Origin of the sequence: Kitasatospora sp. NPDC094016, from assembly GCF_040304045.1 — a bacterium.
GTDB lineage: Bacteria > Actinomycetota > Actinomycetes > Streptomycetales > Streptomycetaceae > Kitasatospora.
Genome location: NZ_JBEOUK010000013.1, coordinates 108899 through 125592, shown reverse-complemented (window position 1 = coordinate 125592; position 16694 = coordinate 108899). Strand labels below are relative to the sequence as shown.

The window sequence follows — 16694 nt, the reverse complement described above, 5'->3', positions numbered from 1 at the left end:
CCCCTCGTCCGTCCGGTGACGCACCTGCTCCGAGGCCGCCCGCCCGTCCTCCGGGCGGGGGCGCGGTCTCAGACGGTGTGGCGGATGGCCAGGGCGTCGCCGACGAGGGCGGCGAGTTCGAGGTAGGCGAGGTGGGTGTGGGAGCGGAGCCGGCCGGGGGTGCCCGGGGTGTGCGCGGGGAGGAGGACGACGTCGCGGCAGAGGGTGCGGAAGTGGGAGAGGAGCTGGCGGTCGGCGACGGGGCGCTCGGTCGGCGGGCTGGGGACGAAGACGACGGTGCCGCCGCGGACGAGGTCGCCGTGGCCGCGGGAGGTCAGGTGGTCGATCAGTGCTGAGGCGTTGCGGGCGCCGTCGGCGGAGGCGTGTTCGCAGATGACCAGTTGGTCGGCGAGTTCGACGGCCGTGAGCTGGACGTCGCCCGCGGCGGCCGTGGTGTCGCTGAGGATCATCGGGTAGCGGCCGCTGAGGTCGGTCAGGGTGTCCCGGAACGCGGGGCCCGGGGTGTCCGGGCGGACGGCGAGGATGTCGAGCCGGCCGGCCGCGCTCCGGTCGAGGATCCGCCGGTCGGCGTGCGAGACACGGGAGGCGTCGGCGAGGTCGAGGACGATCACCGGGTCGGGCCGGTGCTGCGCCAGGAGGGCGCCGAGCGTGACCGGGAGGCCCTCGGCGGGCCTGCCGAGGAGGGCGATGCGGTGGCAGCTGCGCAGCGGGGTCCGGATCCGTTCCACGAGGCGGCGGCGCCGGGCCTCCGTGCCGCCGCCGAAGGGCAGTCGCAGGGCGCGCGGGTGGGTCGCCCGGTCCGGGCCCGCGGCGGGGGCCGTGGCCGGGGACGGTGTGGGTACCGCGAGCAGGGCAGTGGGGGTGGGGTCGCCGGGCGGTGCGGGCGGTTGCGCCCGCGGCGCCGGTGTGCGGGTGAACAGCCGCCGTTCGGCGGGCGGGATCAGGACGGTGCCGAGCGGGTCGAGGGGCTGCCGGGGGAGCAGCGGGACGGGCTCGGGCCAGGCGGCGGGTGTGTAGTCGGGCCGTTCCGGGGTGGCGGCGTCTCCGTCGTCGGGGGTGCCGTCGGAGAAAGCCATCGGGTGACCTCCTGGTTCACGGTGCGCCGGGCCGGACCGTCGGTGCGTTCAGTCGGGACTACGGGCGAACGGCCCGTTCCGGTTCAACGCGCGTCACCCTGCGGATCGGTGAACCGCCCCCGATGGAAGGTCCGTTGAGCGGGACAGGGCGCACCTCGCGTTCCTCGTCATGCTCGGAGGAGCTCATGCGCGCCACCAGGAACCGTGCCGTCACGACGGCCGGTCCGCCGTCGTCGGCCGGTCCTCCGGCCGGTGCGGCCGGCGCCACCGGCAGCCCGGCCTCGACGGCGGTCCGGTGCGGGGCCGGTGTCGTGGTGCGGGGTGGGCACCCGCCCGGTGGCCGCGGTGTTGCCGAAGCGCGGCGGCCCGGCCGGGTGCCTCGTCGCCGGCCGAACCGGCGTGCGTGCGGCAGCTGTGCGGCAGCTGCCCGGCCGTACCGGAAAACCCTCTGCTGGACCGGCTGTCAGTAGATACCGTCTTCGGATGGCACTCGATGCGGAACGAGTGCCATGCAGGAGCAGCCGGCGTGACTCCCGTGGGACGGGATGGGGGAGGGACAACGATGGATCCGGACGGGCCGGACGTGCGCGAGGTCGTCGCGGCGCTGGTGCGGCAGGAGGAGCCGAGCAGGCCCGGGCCGCCCGCGCTGGTGGTGCCCGAGGGCACGGCGGAGGAGGTGACCGCCGCGGCCCGGCGGCTCGCCCTGCGGGCGCTGCCGACCGAGCGGTGGAGGCCGGAGCCCGCACCGGGGCTGCGGGAGCTGGCGGCGGCGCTGGTGGTCGACGAGCACCCCTCGGCACCGGCCTGGTCGGCGGCGGAGCGGGAGCAGCTGGCGACCTGGGTCGCGGTGCTGATCGAGCACCGGGGGGAGGACGGGGTCCAGGAGCTGGTGCGCGTGCTCAACGAGGCCTGAGGGGTGGCCTGGTGGCCATGAGGCGGCCGGGAGATGGCCGCCAGGTGGCCGGGAGGTGGCTGTGCGGAGTCCTGGCCTGCGGCCCGGCCGTGCGGGGCCGGGGCGTTGGCGGATCGTTGGTGCGGCCTTGGCGGCTGCGGGCAGTCTGCTGCTTGTAGCCGCCGGGGAAGTCCGGTCGGTGTGTCGCCCTGCCCTTGCCCGATCTGAGAGGCCGCGCGTGTCGAAGCAGCCCGTCGCCCAGCCCACGTCCGTCGCCCAGCCGCCCGTCGGCCCGCCGGCCGGCACGGACCCGTCGGCCACCACGGGATCCGCCCCCGCGCCCGGCACGCCGAAGGCGGCCCGCCCGACCCTCGACCCGGACACGCTCGCCGAGATCCACCGGCTGCACGGCGGTTACCTGCTGCGGGCGCTGCTGCGTGCCACCGGCGGCGACCGGGGCAAGGCCGAGGACATCCTCCAGGAGACCCTGCTGCGGGCCTGGCAGCACCCCGAGGCGCTGGCGGCCGGGGCCGAGCAGAGCCGCCCCTGGCTGTTCACGGTGGCCCGTCGGATCGCGATCGACCACTACCGGATGGCCGCCGCCCGCGCCAAGGAGGTGATCGGCGAGCCGCTGGAGGACCGTCCGCTCGCCGAGGACCCGTACGAGCAGGTGGTCGTCGCCCGGGACATCGCGCTGGCCCTGCGCCGGGTGCAGAAGCACCACCGCGAGGTGCTGGTCGAACTGCACCTGCGGGACCGCTCGGTGGTGGAGGCGGCGGCCCGGCTCGGGGTGCCCCCGGGGACGGTCAAGTCCCGCAACTTCTACGCGATCCGGGCGCTGCGCCCGGTCCTCGCGGCGGAGCACGGCTACGGCCCGGCCGACGGCCGCGGCCAGGCGGCCGCGCTCGACCGCCCGGGTGCCGCCGTCTCCCGCTGACCATTGACTGCTGACCGCCGACCGGCTCCCCGTGGCGGCCACCCGGCGCCCGGGTGGCCGCCACGGGGAGCCGGTCAGTGCCGGTACGGCGCGCGCGAGTTCAGCGACTCCTCCAGGCTGGTGGTGAACTCGCTCTGCACCCCGGCCAGTCGATCGTGGCAGCGGAAGCGGTCGAGCGCCGAGCGCAGCCGGTCCAGGGCCTCCAGTTCACGGCCCCGGCTCAGCAGGTAGGAGGCGTGCGACTGTTCGGCGATGGCCTGGAGGTAGAGCAGGCCCGCCTCCTCGCAGCCGGCCAGCAGCCGGTGCCAGGCCAGGTCGACGGTCTCGCCGCGCCCGTGCGGGGGCAGGGTGTGCGCCTCGGTCAGCATCGACCACAGGTGGATCGAGGTGACCGGGCGGGCGGGCAGCAGCTCCCTGGCCTCCCGGGCCTGCCGCAGCGCGCCCTGCCGGTCCCCGGCCAGCAGGCTCACCCAGCTGTGGTGGACCAGGGCGACGGCCAGCGGCCGGGGGTCGCCGGACTCCACGGCCAGTGCGGCCGAGCCGGACGCCAGCCGGGCGGCCTCGGTCGCGCTGCCCAGGATCGCGGTGATCAGCGCCTGGGTGGCGAGCGCGCGGGCGTACGCGGCGCGGCCCGCGGGCCCGGTCGCGGCCTCGCCGGCGGCCACCGCCCGGCGCGCGGCCTCGGCCGCCTCCTGACGGCGTTCCAGCCCGAGCAGCGCGTTCGCCCGGGCGCCGTGCAACTGGGCGGCGGCCAGCTCGTCGTCGCACCGCTCGGCCGCCCGGACGCCCGCGCGCAGGCAGCCCAGCCAGTCGGTGAACCGGCTGGAGCCGTAGTACAGCGGGCCGGCGGCCTGGGCCAGCCGCCAGACCCGGCCCGGGTCGTCGGCGGTGCCGGTGATCAGCGCGCGGATCGCGGGCTCCTCGGCCTGGAACCAGTCCAGTGCGGCGCGGATGCCGTCGGCCGGCGGCAGGGCCCGCGGCGGGTGGACGAGCGTGTCGAAACCGTCCTGGCCCGGCTCGATGAACTCGCCGCCCTGCCGCAGCGCCGCCTGGTAGTAGTCCAGCAGCCGTTCCCGGGCGAGGCGCCGGCGCGGCTCGGGCTGCTCGGCGAGCAGTCCGGCGCTGAACAGCCGGACCAGCTCGGCGCGGCCGTAGCGCCCGGGCGCCGCACCGGTGAGCAGGTGGTGGGCGGCGAGTTCGCCGAGCGACTGGCGGGCGGTGGCCGGGTCGGTGCCGAGCACGGCGGCACTGGTCAGGGTGTCCACCTCCCGGCCCGGGTGGGCGGCCAGCAGGGTGAGCAGCTCGGCGGCGCCGGGGGAGAGGCGGCGGTACGTCAGGAGGAGTTCGGTGGTGACGCCGGTCGCGCCGTCGGCGTCCAGGACGGGCAGCCTGGTCTGCTCGTCGGCGAGTTCGGCGACGAGTTCGGCGATCGTCCAGTCCGGGCGGGTGGCCAGCCGGGCCGCGGCGATTCGCAGGGCCAGCGGCAGGTGGTCGCAGAGCCCGGCCAGTTCGGCGGCGGCGGCCGGTTCGGCCCGCAGCCGGTCGGGGCTGATCGCGCGTTCCAGCAGCCGCAGGGAGTCGTCCTGGGGCAGCGGGGGCAGGCGCAGCAGGGCCGCGCCGTCGGCGGCCACCAGCCCCTCCAGCGAGCCGCGGCTGGTCACCACGGCGGCGCAGCCGGGCCCCTGCGGCAGCAGGTCGGCGACCTGGTCGGCATCGGCGGCGTCGTCCAGGACCACCAGCAGGCGCCGCCCCCTGGTCCGGTCGCGGTAGAGCGCGGCCCGGTCGTCCCGGTCCTCGGGGACGGCGCCCTCGGAGACCCCGAGGGCCCGCAGGAAGCCGCCGAGGGCGGCCTCCGGGTCGGCCGGCCCGGCCGGGTCGAGGCCCCGCAGGTCGGCGAACAGCTGCCCGTCCGGGAAGTGCGGGGCGCGGCGGTGCGCCCAGGCGGTGACCAGCGCGCTCTTGCCGGCCCCGGCCGGTCCGACCACCAGGGCCAGGCCGTCACCGGCGCGGTCCGGGCCGCACTCGCCGTCCAGCCAGTGGCCCTCGCTGTCCCGGCCGACGAAGTCGACCGGGCGGCGCGGGAGTTGACGGGGCACCCGGGGCGCGGCCGGAGGGGCCGCCGAGCGGGCCGGGGCCGGCTGCTCGGCCCGGCCCCCGGACAGCACCTCGGCCAGCGCCGCCTGGAGCGCCGGGCCGGGCCGGATCCCCAGCTCGCGGTCGAGCCGCACCCGGGCCTGGTGGTAGGCGGACAGCGCGTCCGCCGGCCGTCCGGCCTGGTGCAGGCAGCGCATCAGCAGCGCCACCAGCTCCTCGCGCAGCCCGTCGGTCCGCACGTGCTGCTCCAGGGCCGGCACCGCCGCCACCCCGCTGCCCTGGCGCAGCCGCAGCCCGGCCCAGCTGAGCACGGCGGCGGTGCGGGCCTGCTCCAGCTGGTCGACCACGGCCGCGCGCACGGCGGTGTCGGGCAGGTCGGCCAGGGCCTCGCCGCGCCACAGCCGCAACGCCTGCTCCAGCAGCGCGATCGCCTGCGCGTCCGCCGTGGCGCAGCCGAGTCCGGCCTGCTCGGCGGCCCGGTCGGTGAGCGCCTCGAAGCGCAGCGCGTCCACCTCCTCGGCCGGACCGGCCAGCAGGTAGCCGGACGAACGGGTGTGCAGCACGAACGGGGTGTCGGCGATCGCCTTGCGCAGCGCCGCCACGTGCCCCTGCAAGGCGGCCCGGGCGCTGGCCGGCGGCCGCTCGCCCCACAGCAGCTCGCAGAAGCCGTCCACCCCGACCACCCGGCCCAGCCGCAACGCGAGCAGCGCCAGGATCGCCCTGCGCTGCGCCCCCGGCAGCGAGGCGAAGCCGTCCGCCCCGGCCCGCAGCTCCACCGGGCCGAGGAGCCGAATCCGCACCAGTACCCCCACTTCACCCACGATGATCAGGGCGTCCCCCCGCCCCATTGACGTCCGGGGCGTGCCCCGGGGTGGAGCAGTGTAGTGCCCTGAAGTGTCCTGTTCGCGCCAGATCGCCCACTCGCCGGGCGCTGCCGGGTGGCGGCGACCGGCGGAACGGACGTCGAGCCCGGGCCCTGCGGATCCTGCCGTGTCCGGGTCCGACCCGACAAGATCCACCAGATCCGAGCAGGCCCCATCCGGTCGCGTGCACGCGACCGGACCAGGCCTATCCTCTGACGACGCCGGGAACACGCCGGAGGTTGTCGTCGGCGGCGGATCCGATCGGCGACAGGGGAGGAGAGGGCCGCATGCACATCGATCTGCTCGGGCCGGTCGCGGTACGACGGGACGACGGGACGACGGTCACACCCTCGGCCCCCAAACGCCGCGCGCTGCTGAGCACCCTCGCCATCCGGCTCAACCAGACCGTCGGCACCGACGAGCTGATCGAGCTGGTCTGGGACGGCGACGCGCCCCCCACCGCCCGCGCCGCGCTCCAGGGACACGTCGCGGCCCTGCGCCAACTGCTCGACTGCCCCGGGCTGACCCTGGGCACCCGCGGCGCCGGCTACCTGCTGGCCGGCGACCCCGACCGGGTGGACCTGCTGCACTTCCGCGGGCTCTGCGACCGGGCGGGCGTGCTGCGCCCCGCCCCGGCCGCGCCCGCCGCGAGCACCGAGCCCGAGCCGCACGATCCGGCCGTGCCCCTGCTGCGCGCCGCCCTGGACCTGTTCCGCGGCCCGGCCCTCGTCGACTGCGGGTCCGTCCTGCTGCGCGAGCGCACCCTGCCGCACGTCACCGACCTGCGGCTGCGCGCCCTGGACCGGCTCGCCGAGGGCCTGCTCGGGGCCGGCCGCGGCGGCGAGCTGGCCGCCGAGCTGGCCGAGGCGGCGGCCGCCCACCCGACCCGGCAGACGCTGGTCGCCCGGCTGGTCCGCTGCCTCGACCAGGCCGGCCGCCGGGACGAGGCGGCGGCCTGGTACGACCGGGCGGTGGCCCGGCTCTCCGGCCCGCCCGGCCCGGAGCTGCGCCACGCCGGTGAACGGTCGGCGGACGGCCCCGAGCGGGACGCGCCGCCCAGACCCGCCCGGCTTCCGCGGCGCGGTGCGCCGGACCGCAGGTTCACCGGCCGGTCGGCCGAATTCGCCCGGCTCGACGAGGCCCTGGCCGCCGCCGTCCGGTCCGGCCACCCGATCCTGGTCACCGGACCGGCCGGGGTCGGCAAGACCAGTCTGGTCCAGCACTGGGTGCAGCGGTCCACCGCGCACTTCCCCGACGGAGTCCTGCACGCCGAGCTGGGCGGCTTCGACCCGGCCGGTCCCCGCGAACCCGCCGACGTGCTGGCCGGGTTCCTGCTCGCCCTCGGCGAGCCGGCGGGCGCCCTGCCCGCCTCGCCCGAGGAGCGGGAGCAGCGCTACCGGGAACTGCTGGCCGGCCGCCGGCTGCTGATCGTGCTGGACGACGCGCGCTCGTACGAGCAACTCGCCCCGCTGCTGCCCGACCCGCCCCCGCCGGGGAACGGTTCGACCCGGGACGGGGACGGGGACGGGGACGGAGGCGGGGGCGCGGACGGGGGCGGGGACGCCGGCGTCCGCGGTACTCCCGTCGTCATCGTCACCAGCCGCTGCCGACTGCGCGACCTGCTGGTCCGCGACGGCGGCATCCCGCTTCCGCTGGGCGTCCTCGGCGCCGAGGACGCGGCCGAACTGCTCGCCCGCACCCTCGGCCCCGCCCGGGTCGCCGCCGAACCGCAGGCGGCTCGAGACCTCGCCGCGGCCTGCGACCACCTGCCGCTCGCCCTGCGGCTGGCCGCCGCCCGGCTGGCCGCCCGCCCCGGCTGGACCCTGGGCGACCTGGCCGCGGAACTCGCCGACGAGCAGACCGGCCTCGCCACCCTGGCCGGCACCGATCGCGGCCCGATCGGCGTCACCACCGCCCTGGACCACACCTACCGGACCCTGCCGCCCGCCCCCGCCCGGCTGTTCACCCTGCTCGGCCTGCACCCCGGCGCGGTGATCGACACCGCCACCGCCGCCGCGCTCGCCGACCTGCCGCCCGCCACCACCCGCACCCTGCTGGCCCGGCTGGACGCCGTCCACCTGCTGGAGGAGGCCACGCCCGGCCGCTACGCCCGGCGCGAGCTGGTCCGGCGCTACGCGGCCGGGCAGGCCGCCGAACTCACCTGCGACGACCGGTTCGTCGCCCTCGACCGGCTGATCGCCCACTACCTCGCGGTCACCGCGGCCTGGACCACCGGCGGCCGCACCACCGCCGCCTGGACGCCCGAGGGCGGCGGTGCGGCCCCGGCGGAGGCGGCCGCCTGGTTCCGCCGCGAGGAGAGCGCCCTGCGCGCGGTGGTGGTCTGCGCCGAGCAGTTCGGCCGGACCGCCGAATCCTGGCAACTCGCCCACCGGATAGGCCTGCTGTACGAGACCACCGGCCACGACCGGACGCACTGGCGCGCCGTCACCGAGGCCGGCCTGCGCGCCGCCCACGGCTGCGCGGACCAGGCGGCCGTCGCCCGGCTGGCCACCGACCTCGCCGTCCTGCACGTCGACCGCGGCGCCCATCGCACCGCCGTCCAGCAGCTGGAACGGGCCGTGGCCGCCGCCGACCGGGCCGGTGACCCACTGCTGCGCCACCAGTGCCGTGCCCGGGTGGCCGGTGCGCTGCTGCGGGCCGGGCGCTACGACCAGGCCCTGCCGCTGATGACCGACCTGGTGAGCGCCGCCCGGACCCCGGCCGTCGGCGGCCTGCTCGTCCGCGCGCTCACCGACCTCGCCGACGCGCTGGTCCTGGCGGGCTCCCCCGGCCCGGCCCTGGCCCACGCCGACGAGGCCGTCCGGGTCGCCACCACCCGCTCCGGCGTCGAGGCCGTCCTCGCCACCCAGAGCCGGGCCCGCGCCCTGCACGCGCTCGGCCGCCGCGACGCCGCCCTGTCCACGGCCCGACTCGCCATCGCCCTGGGCCGCACGGTCGGCGACTCCGGGCTGGAGTCCCGCACCCACGGCCTGCTGGCCGACCTGTTGTGCGAACTGGGCCGCACCACCGAGGGCGCCGTCGCCAGACGGCAGGCGGCCCGGGCCCTGGCGGCGGGGGAGCGCTGACGGTGCGCCGCCCCGCCGTCGCGGCAGCAGCCCTGCTCATCCCGCTTGTCCCACCCGTCCCGCCGGCTCCGCCCGGCCCGTCCGATCGGCACAACCACAGGCGGAACTATCGGCAGAACCAGCACGCACGGCCGTCCCACCAGCGCGTGGGACGCCGCGGCCCGCACCGGGGTGCCCGGCACCTGAGCTGGGCGCTCGATGCTGGGAAAGAACTGGGTACGAGGCATACTTCTGCCCGGGCACACTTCTGCCTGGGACGGTCGACCAGGCACAACGCCTGGCAGAAGTAACGGCGCTAGCAGGGGCGGGACATGACGGCTGTGAGCGACACGGGAGCGGGCACGGGGTCCGAGGGGGCCGGCGACTTCGGCCGCCTGCTGGCCGGGCACCGGGTGGCGGCGGGCCTGACCCAGGAAGAGCTCGCCGCGACGGCCGGCGTCAGCCTGCGCGCCGTCGGTGACATGGAGCGCGGCCGCACCCGCGGGCCGCAGCGGCGCACCGTCCGCGCCCTGGCCGAGACGCTGGGCCTGGACGCCCCGCAAACCGCCGCGCTGGACCGGGCCGCCCAGTGCGGCCGCCCCCGGGGGACCAGGCCGGTTCCGGCCGCCGCCCCCACCCGCGGGCCGGCCGCCCCCGCCCCCGTCCCCGCCCCCGCCGGACCGGTCGGGACCGGGGACGCCGCGCCCGCCGCCCCGCTCGTGCCGGGCGCGCTCGCGCTGCCCCGCGACATCGCCGACTTCACCGCCCGCGAGGACGCCCTCGCCCTGCTGTCCGAGCTGGCCGAGGACGACCGACCCGCCCACCCCCGGGTGGTGCTGATCAGCGGCCAGCCCGGCCTGGGCAAGACCGCCTTCGCCCTGCACGCCGCCCACACCCTGGCCCCCTTCTTCCCCGACGGGCAGCTCTCGCTCGACCTCGGCGGCATGGCCGCCACCCCGCTCTCCGCCCGCGACGCGCTCGGCCAGGTGCTGCGCGCCCTGGGCGTCGCCGACAACGCGGTGCCCGCCGGGACGGAGGAGCGGGCCGGCCTCTACCGGGCCCTGGTGCGCGAGCGCCGGCTCGTCCTGGTCCTGGACAACGCCGCCGACGAGAGCCAGGTGCGCCCGCTGCTGCCCGGCTCCGGGCCCGCCGTGACCCTGGTGACCAGCCGCAACGCCCTGCCGGGCCTGGAGTCGGTGCTCCGCCTGCGGCTGGACGCCCTGGCTCCGGGCGAGGCCGCCGACCTGCTGGCCCGGATCGCCGGCCGCGAGCGGATCGACGCGGCGCCCGACGCCACCGCCGAACTGGCCCGGCTCTGCGGCTACCTGCCGCTCGCGCTGCGCATCGCCGGGCAGCGGCTGGTGGCCCGCCCGCAGCAGCCGGTCAGTCATCTGGTGCGCCAACTGGCCGCCGAGGAAAACCGGTTGGATCTGCTGGAGACCGGGGACCTGGCCGTCCGCCCGGCCTTCGCGCTGTCCTACCGGCGGCTGCCGGCCGAATCCCAGCTGGTGCTGCGCCGTTCCGCACTGACCGCCGGGCACGACTTCACCGCCGCCGTCGCCGCCGCCTACGCGGGCCTGCCGGTCGGCCGGACCGAACTCGTCCTGGAGCAGCTGATCGACACCGGGCTGGTGCAACTCGCCACCCCGGAGCGCTACCGGCTGCACGACCTGGTCCGGCTCTACGCGGGCGAGCGGCTCGGCGCCGACGAGGGCCCCGAGGCGGTGGCGCAGGCCCGGGCCAGGGCCGGTGACTGGCTGCTGAACCGGGCCGCCGAGTACGGCCTGCGGTTCGACCCGGACCACGCGACGGCGGACCCCGACACCGATCCCGACGCCGACGCGGACCGCACCGGCCCCCCGGTGCCGCTCACCGAGGCGGCGCGCTGGCTGGAGGAGGAGCACCCGGAGTGGCTGGCCGCCCTCCACCAGGCCTTCGCCGCCGGCCGGCACCGGGAGGTGATCGACACCGCGGAGGCCATGCACTGGTTCTCCGACCGGCTGCTGAGCTGGGACATCTGGGCCGAGGTCTTCCAGCTGTCGGTCGACGCGGCCCGCGCCTGCGGTGACCAGCTGGCCGAGGCCGTCCACGTCAACTACCTGGCGTGGACGTACGTCACCTGCCTGCACCGCTACCAGCGCGGCATCGACCTGGCCAACGAGGGGCTGGAACTGGCCCGCCGGATCGGCGCCCGCGAGCAGGAGGGCTGGGCGCTGACCTACCTCGCGGCGGGCCTTCGGCACCTGCACCGGCACCGGGAGGCCATCGACGCCTACCACCGGGCCGCGGACACCTTCGCCGAGGTCAACAGCCGCTCCGGCTGGATCGGCCGGCTGGTCACGCTGCGCGGCGCGGCCAACTGCCTGCGCGACTCGGGCCGGGCCGAGGAGGCGGTGGAGTCCCGCCGGCGCGCGCTGGCCGGCGCGTTGGAGCTGGTGGAGCGCTGGTCCTCGCCGCTGATGCACCTGGCGGCGGCCATGACGGCACACGAACTCGGCCTGGACCGCGCCGCGCTGGGGCGCTGGCCGGCCGCCGAGAAGGCCTACCGGCAGGCCCTGACCCACTACGAGGAGATCGGCTGGCCGGACAGCATGACCAAGACCCTCACCGAGCTCGGCACCGCCCTGATCGAGCAGGGCCGCGCCGAGGAGGCCCGCGAACTCCTCACCGAGGCGCTCACCGACCTCAGCGCGGACGGCCCCCGGCAGGGGCGGCGCCGGACGGGGTGAGGCGGGAAGCCGGGAAAGCCCGAGGCCTGGGGCCCGGGGCCCGAAACGCGCACACCCGCACGGCGGATGGGCCGTGCGGGCGCGTGAGCGGCGGACTGTGCGGGTCGGTCAGATCCGGGTGTCCTCGACCACCGGCAGCGTGTGGTTCTCGGCGAAGGCGCTCGGGGCGAACGAGTTCCGCGGCGCGACGGCCGGCTTCTTGCCGCAGAAGGCCGGCTCCAGCGCGTTCATCAGGCCCTGCGTCACGGAGCCGTTGTTGGAGGCGTTGGCGAACACGACGACGGAGCGCTTGCCGTCCGGGGTGGCGAACGACTGGGTCTGGAAGCCCTGGACGATGCCGCCGTGGCCGTACACGTCACCGCAGGTCAGCGAGATGCGGCGCAGCCCGAGGCCGTAGCTGATCTTGGCGGTGGGGGTGGCCAGGGCGGCCGTCATCTGCTTCAGCGAGTCGTCCGAGACCAGCCCGCCGGAGCTGCCCGCCATCAGCGCGGTGAGGAAGTGGTCGAGGTCGGCGGCGTCGGAGATGACCGCGCCGGCCGTCCACACCCAGGAGCCGGTCTGCTCGGTGGAGTCCAGCAGCGGCTTGGTGCGGTCGTCGTTGGTGAGGTAGCCGGTGATGTGGGCGCCCTGGATCGTCTGGTCGGGCACCACGAAGGAGGTCTTGCTCAGGCCCAGCGGCTCGATGATCCGCTCGCGCAGGACGTCCTCGTAGGGGCGGCCGGTGAGGTGCTCGACCGCGAGGCCCATCAGGACGAAGTCGGTGTTGGAGTAGGAGTACCGGCTCCCGGGCGTGTACTGCTGGCCGTGCTTGACGGACATCGCGACCAGGTCGCGCGGCGCGTACACGTTGGTGCGGATGCGCGCCTCGAAGGCGCTGGTGGTCTCCTCGCCGGCCTGCTCCAGCAGGTCGTTGGTGTGGTCGTAGATCCCGGCGCGGTGCTCCATGACCTGGCGGCCCGTCATGGTCCAGGTGTCCGGCAGGGTGCCGGCCGGCAGGTAGTCGCGCAGCGGTTTGTCGAGGTCGATCAGGCCCTGCTCCGCCAGCTGCATCACGAGAACGGCGTTGAACATCTTGCTGTTGCTGCCGACCCGGAACCTCCACGAGGAGTTCATCGGGGTGCCGTCCAGATCGGCCTTGCCGACGGCCAGCGACCGGGTGGACTCGGCGTCGCCGTGGTCGCGGATCACCGCGAAGGCGCCCGGGGCGCCCGCGTCGGTGGTGGCCTGGAGGGCGGCGCGCACCGCGGCCGTGTCCGGGGTGGGCGCGCTGGTGGTGCCCTGGTCGGCGGCCACGGCCTGCGCGGCTCCGGTCGCCAGCAGGACGACACCCGCGGCCGCCACCGCGAGCGGACGCAGAAGGCTGATCTTCGCCATGATCCTCTGTTCTCTCACTCGGCTGACGCGGCGTCCGGCCACGTCCTCGAAGATCCACTATCACCGGAGGGGCCCGCGGCTGGCAAAGTGAACCCGATCGGGTGCACCATCCGTTTCCCGGCCCGGGGTCAAGGTTTTACCTGCCGTCGTCTACCCGCGTCGACCGATCCACCCGATGCTGTTCGGGCGCCTCGCGCGTGCTCCCGCACCTTCGCCCAGGCCTTCCCCCTCATCGATCGTGGAGTTCCGCATGCCCCTGGCCACCTCCGCGCGCCGGGCCGGCGCGCTGCTGCTCGCCGCCGCCGGTCTGATACCGCTGTCCGGCACCGCCCAGGCCGCCACCGCCGCCACCGCCGCCACGTACACGCCGATCGTGTTCCCGGACCAGGACCACGGCGTCGTCTACGACCTCATCAACTCGGCCACCCGCTCGGTCGACGTGACCATGTACGAGCTGCGGGACACCACCGCAGTCAACGCCCTGATCGGCCGCCAGCGGGCCGGCCTCACCGTCCGGGTGATCCTCGACGGCCGGCACACCTCGGTCAACGGCGCCGCCTACTCGGCCCTGCGGGCCGCCGGCGTCGGGGTGACGTACTCCTCCTCCGCGTTCGTCTACACCCACCAGAAGACCGTCACCGTGGACGGCGCCAAGTCCCTGATCCTGACCGGGAACCTGGACTCCACCTACTACTCCAGCAGCCGCGACTACGGCGTCGTCGACACCGACGCCAACGACGTCGCCGCGATCGAGCAGGTCTTCGCCGCCGACTACGCGCAGACCTCGATCACCCCCTCCGACGGCGACAACCTGGTCTGGTCGCCCACCGACTCGCAGGCCCGCCTGCTGGGCCTGATCAACGGCGCGCAGCACACGCTGGACCTGGAGCAGCTGGAGTTCGGCGACCAGGCCCTGGTCGACGCGGTCGCCGCGGCCGCCGCCCGGGGCGTCACCGTGCGGGTGGTGGGCATGAACCCCTCGTCCTACAGCAGCTACTTCGACCAGGTGGTCGCGGCCGGCGCCCAGGTGGTCACCTACTCCTCGACCACGGGCCTGTACATCCACGCCAAGGCGATCGTCGCCGACTACGGCACGCCCTCGGCCAAGGTGTTCGCCGGTTCGGAGAACTTCTCCGACAACTCGCTGAACAACAACCGCGAGCTGGGCCTGATCACCACCGACCCCGGCGTGCTGACCACCGTCGAGGCCACCGCCGCCCGCGACTTCGCCAACGGCACGCCGTACTAGACGCCGTACCGGACCGGTTCGTCGCGCAGCCCTGATCGAGCGTCCGCGCCCGGGCCGCTCCCTACCCGAGGAATTGTCATGACTTCGTCCACCAAGCGCGGCCCCCGCCGCACCGCCACCGCCCTCGGCTCGGTGGCCGCGCTGGTCGCGGCCTCCGCCGGCCTCTGGGCCGCCACCGCCTCCACCGCGCAGGCCGCCGCGCTGCCCGCGCCCGACCACATCGTCGTGGTGGTGATGGAGAACCACGCCTACAACCAGGTCGTCGGCAGCAGCAGCGCCCCCTACCTCAACTCCCTGGCCACCGGCGGCGCCAACCTCACCCAGTCGTTCGGCATCACCCACCCCAGCCAGCCGAACTACTACGCCCTGTTCTCCGGCTCCACCCAGGGCGTCACCGACGACAGCTGCGTCTCCGTCGGCGCCCTCCAGGGCCCCAACCTGGCCTCCGAGGTCACCGCCGCCGGAAAGACCTGGGCCAGTTACAACGAGACCCTGCCCGCCCAGGGCAGCACCACGTGCAGCAGCGGCAAGTACGCGCAGAAGCACAACCCCTGGTTCGGCTTCGGCAACGTCCCGCTGAACTCGGCCAGGACCTTCGCCCAGTTCCCGACCGACTACACCACCCTGCCGAACGTCTCCTTCGTCGTGCCGAACCTCTGCAGCGACATGCACGACTGCTCGGTCGGCACCGGCGACACCTGGATCAAGAACAACCTCGGCGCCTACGCCACCTGGGCCAAGAGCCACAACAGCCTGCTCGTGGTCACCTTCGACGAGGACAACCGGCTCGCGGGCAACCGCATCCCGACCGTCTTCTACGGCGCCCACGTCACCCCCGGCAGCACCTCCGCCGCGACCTACAACCACTACAACGTGCTGCGCACCCTGGAGGACCTCGCCGGCGCCACCACCCACGCGGGCAACGCGGCCAACGCCGCTGACATCACCGGCATCTGGAACTGAGGCCAGTCGCTCGGACGATCCACCGGGAGCCTTCCCCGGACCACCGGCCGCCCCGCGCCCGCCGCGCGGGGCGGCCGTCGCGTCGAAGGTCGACGGCGGCACGGGGGCGGTGGTCGGGTTCGGCGACGACGGGTTCGCCGTCACCGGGAGCCGGGTGCTGTTCCGCTTGCTGGACCTGGTCGAGTTCCTGCCGCACGAGCCCGCCGACGAGCAGCTGCCCGCGCTCCGGGCCGAGTTGGCCGCGCACGGTGGACCTTGGCGGAGGATTTGCGCGGTTCGCCCCGTACCGGACACGAACCAGTGACAGACTGAGGCGGACATGACCAGTCCTGGATCAGGGGTGGCCGTCCGTCAGCGGCGGCTGCAGGGCACCGACATCGAGGAGTACGTTTCTTGACCACTCACCTCAGGCACGGCACCGGCGCGCGGAAGGTACTGGCGCTGCTGGCGGCACTGTGCGGGATCGTCGGCCTCACCGCGCTCGGTGCGACCCCTGCGGCGGCGGCCGATTCGCGTCACGCGATCTACGCCATCGCGCACCGGGTCGACACCCTGGACGGGGTGGACGCCGCACTCGGCCACGGCGCCAACGCCATCGAGATCGACGTCTGCGCCTGGTGGAACCCGAACGAATGGCGTGCCTACCACGACTGCTCCTCGGCCGGTGAGAACCGCCTGGGCCCCAGCTTCGACAGCATGATCGACCGCATCCTCTCCAACGCCAACGCCGGACGCCGGCTGTCGCTGGTCTGGCTGGACATCAAGGACCCGAACTACTGCGGGGAGCAGCCCAACCGCACGTGCAGCGTCGCCGGACTGCGCGACAAGGCGCAGCGGCTGACGGCCGCCGGGATCCAGGTGCTCTACGGCTTCTTCGAGTACCACGGCGGCAACACCCCGGACGTCGGCGGCAGGGGCTGGCAGAGCCTGGAAGGCAGGCTCGGCCCGCTGGAGGGCATCACGTCCACCGGCACCCGTGACCAGGTCCAGGGCGCCTTCAACCGGTCCGGCTCCGGATTCCCGGCCGGTCACCGGGCGATGGACTACGGCGACTCCGACATCACCAAGGGCTTCGGCAACTGCACGGAGGCCACCTACAACACGTGCGCGGAGCTGAAGAAGGGGGCGGGGGACCGCGCCGCCGGGCGGCTCGCGGCCACGCTGTCCTGGACGACCACCTACAACGACCCGTGGTACGTCGACAAGCTGCTCGGCGATGCGGGTGTGGACGGCATCATCGCGGGCTACGGCGCCTTCACCGGCGTGCGTGAGTACGACAACAGCTGGCAGTGCGCCAACGCCGTCAACCTCGTCCGCGACTGGGTGAACCGCCACAGCGGCACCCACCGCATGGCCAACAGCGGCGACCGCCTGTTCCGCTAGGCCTCTCCGCTGGCCTTGTCCGCCTGAAGGACATCCGCCGTCCCGCCCGCCGGCCGCCTGTGCGGCCGG

Annotated in this window: 11 protein-coding genes; 8 read left to right on the top strand and 3 right to left on the bottom strand. The window is 75.5% G+C overall.

Features of this window, described 5'->3' with window-relative positions; all coding sequences use genetic code 11:
- Positions 1-68 precede the first annotated feature (68 nt).
- Positions 69-1076, bottom strand: a complete 1008-nt coding sequence (locus ABT015_RS15335; RefSeq protein ID WP_350879514.1) for a MinD/ParA family ATP-binding protein — start codon at positions 1074-1076, stop codon at positions 69-71.
- 562 nt (positions 1077-1638) lie between these two features.
- Here ABT015_RS15335 and ABT015_RS15330 point away from each other — a divergent pair.
- A complete protein-coding gene (locus ABT015_RS15330) occupies positions 1639-1989 on the top strand; it encodes a hypothetical protein (RefSeq protein WP_350879512.1) in 351 nt (116 codons plus the stop codon).
- A 217-nt stretch (positions 1990-2206) separates the two neighbouring features.
- Positions 2207-2905, top strand: a complete 699-nt coding sequence (locus tag ABT015_RS15325) for a sigma-70 family RNA polymerase sigma factor (protein WP_350879510.1) — start codon at positions 2207-2209, stop codon at positions 2903-2905.
- A gap of 74 nt (positions 2906-2979) precedes the next feature.
- On the opposite strand, the gene ABT015_RS15320 is transcribed toward ABT015_RS15325, so the two are convergent.
- Complete coding sequence (locus ABT015_RS15320; RefSeq protein ID WP_350879508.1) at positions 2980-5799, bottom strand: AfsR/SARP family transcriptional regulator; 2820 nt, start codon at positions 5797-5799, stop codon at positions 2980-2982.
- A gap of 350 nt (positions 5800-6149) precedes the next feature.
- On the opposite strand from ABT015_RS15320, the gene ABT015_RS15315 reads away from it, so the two are divergent.
- Both ABT015_RS15315 and ABT015_RS15310 read left to right on the top strand, forming a co-directional pair.
- Positions 6150-8948: an AfsR/SARP family transcriptional regulator gene (locus ABT015_RS15315; protein ID WP_350879507.1), complete on the top strand. Its 2799-nt coding sequence runs from the start codon at positions 6150-6152 to the stop codon at positions 8946-8948.
- 311 nt (positions 8949-9259) lie between these two features.
- Positions 9260-11656 (top strand): ATP-binding protein, encoded by a 2397-nt coding sequence (locus ABT015_RS15310; protein ID WP_350879505.1) that lies wholly within the window; start codon positions 9260-9262, stop codon positions 11654-11656.
- 108 nt (positions 11657-11764) lie between these two features.
- Here the strand turns inward: ABT015_RS15310 and ABT015_RS15305 are convergent, their stop codons facing one another.
- Positions 11765-13030, bottom strand: coding sequence for a serine hydrolase domain-containing protein (locus ABT015_RS15305; RefSeq protein ID WP_350879504.1), 1266 nt, complete (start codon positions 13028-13030; stop codon positions 11765-11767).
- A 250-nt stretch (positions 13031-13280) separates the two neighbouring features.
- Here ABT015_RS15305 and ABT015_RS15300 point away from each other — a divergent pair, with 250 nt between their 5' ends.
- From ABT015_RS15300 to ABT015_RS15285, 4 genes are all read left to right on the top strand, one after another.
- Positions 13281-14279 (top strand): phospholipase D-like domain-containing protein, encoded by a 999-nt coding sequence (locus ABT015_RS15300; RefSeq protein WP_350879502.1) that lies wholly within the window; start codon positions 13281-13283, stop codon positions 14277-14279.
- 78 nt (positions 14280-14357) lie between these two features.
- Positions 14358-15242, top strand: a complete 885-nt coding sequence (locus ABT015_RS15295; protein ID WP_350879500.1) for an alkaline phosphatase family protein — start codon at positions 14358-14360, stop codon at positions 15240-15242.
- Between the two features lie 154 nt (positions 15243-15396).
- Entirely contained in the window at positions 15397-15546 is a 150-nt protein-coding gene (locus ABT015_RS15290) for a hypothetical protein (RefSeq protein WP_350879498.1), read from the top strand.
- A gap of 89 nt (positions 15547-15635) precedes the next feature.
- Positions 15636-16625 (top strand): PI-PLC domain-containing protein, encoded by a 990-nt coding sequence (locus tag ABT015_RS15285; protein ID WP_350879497.1) that lies wholly within the window; start codon positions 15636-15638, stop codon positions 16623-16625.
- The last annotated feature ends 69 nt before the right edge of the window (positions 16626-16694 follow it).

What these genes read in the sequence shown, in the direction of transcription:
- ABT015_RS15335 (WP_350879514.1), bottom strand. Translation starts at nt 1,076, where the DNA reads ATGGCTTTCTCCGACGGCACCCCCGACGACGGAGACGCCGCCACCCCG.
- ABT015_RS15330 (WP_350879512.1), top strand. Translation starts at nt 1,639, where the DNA reads ATGGATCCGGACGGGCCGGACGTGCGCGAGGTCGTCGCGGCGCTGGTG.
- ABT015_RS15315 (WP_350879507.1), top strand. Translation starts at nt 6,150, where the DNA reads ATGCACATCGATCTGCTCGGGCCGGTCGCGGTACGACGGGACGACGGG.
- ABT015_RS15310 (WP_350879505.1), top strand. Translation starts at nt 9,260, where the DNA reads ATGACGGCTGTGAGCGACACGGGAGCGGGCACGGGGTCCGAGGGGGCC.
- ABT015_RS15305 (WP_350879504.1), bottom strand. Translation starts at nt 13,030, where the DNA reads ATGGCGAAGATCAGCCTTCTGCGTCCGCTCGCGGTGGCGGCCGCGGGT.
- ABT015_RS15300 (WP_350879502.1), top strand. Translation starts at nt 13,281, where the DNA reads ATGCCCCTGGCCACCTCCGCGCGCCGGGCCGGCGCGCTGCTGCTCGCC.
- ABT015_RS15295 (WP_350879500.1), top strand. Translation starts at nt 14,358, where the DNA reads ATGACTTCGTCCACCAAGCGCGGCCCCCGCCGCACCGCCACCGCCCTC.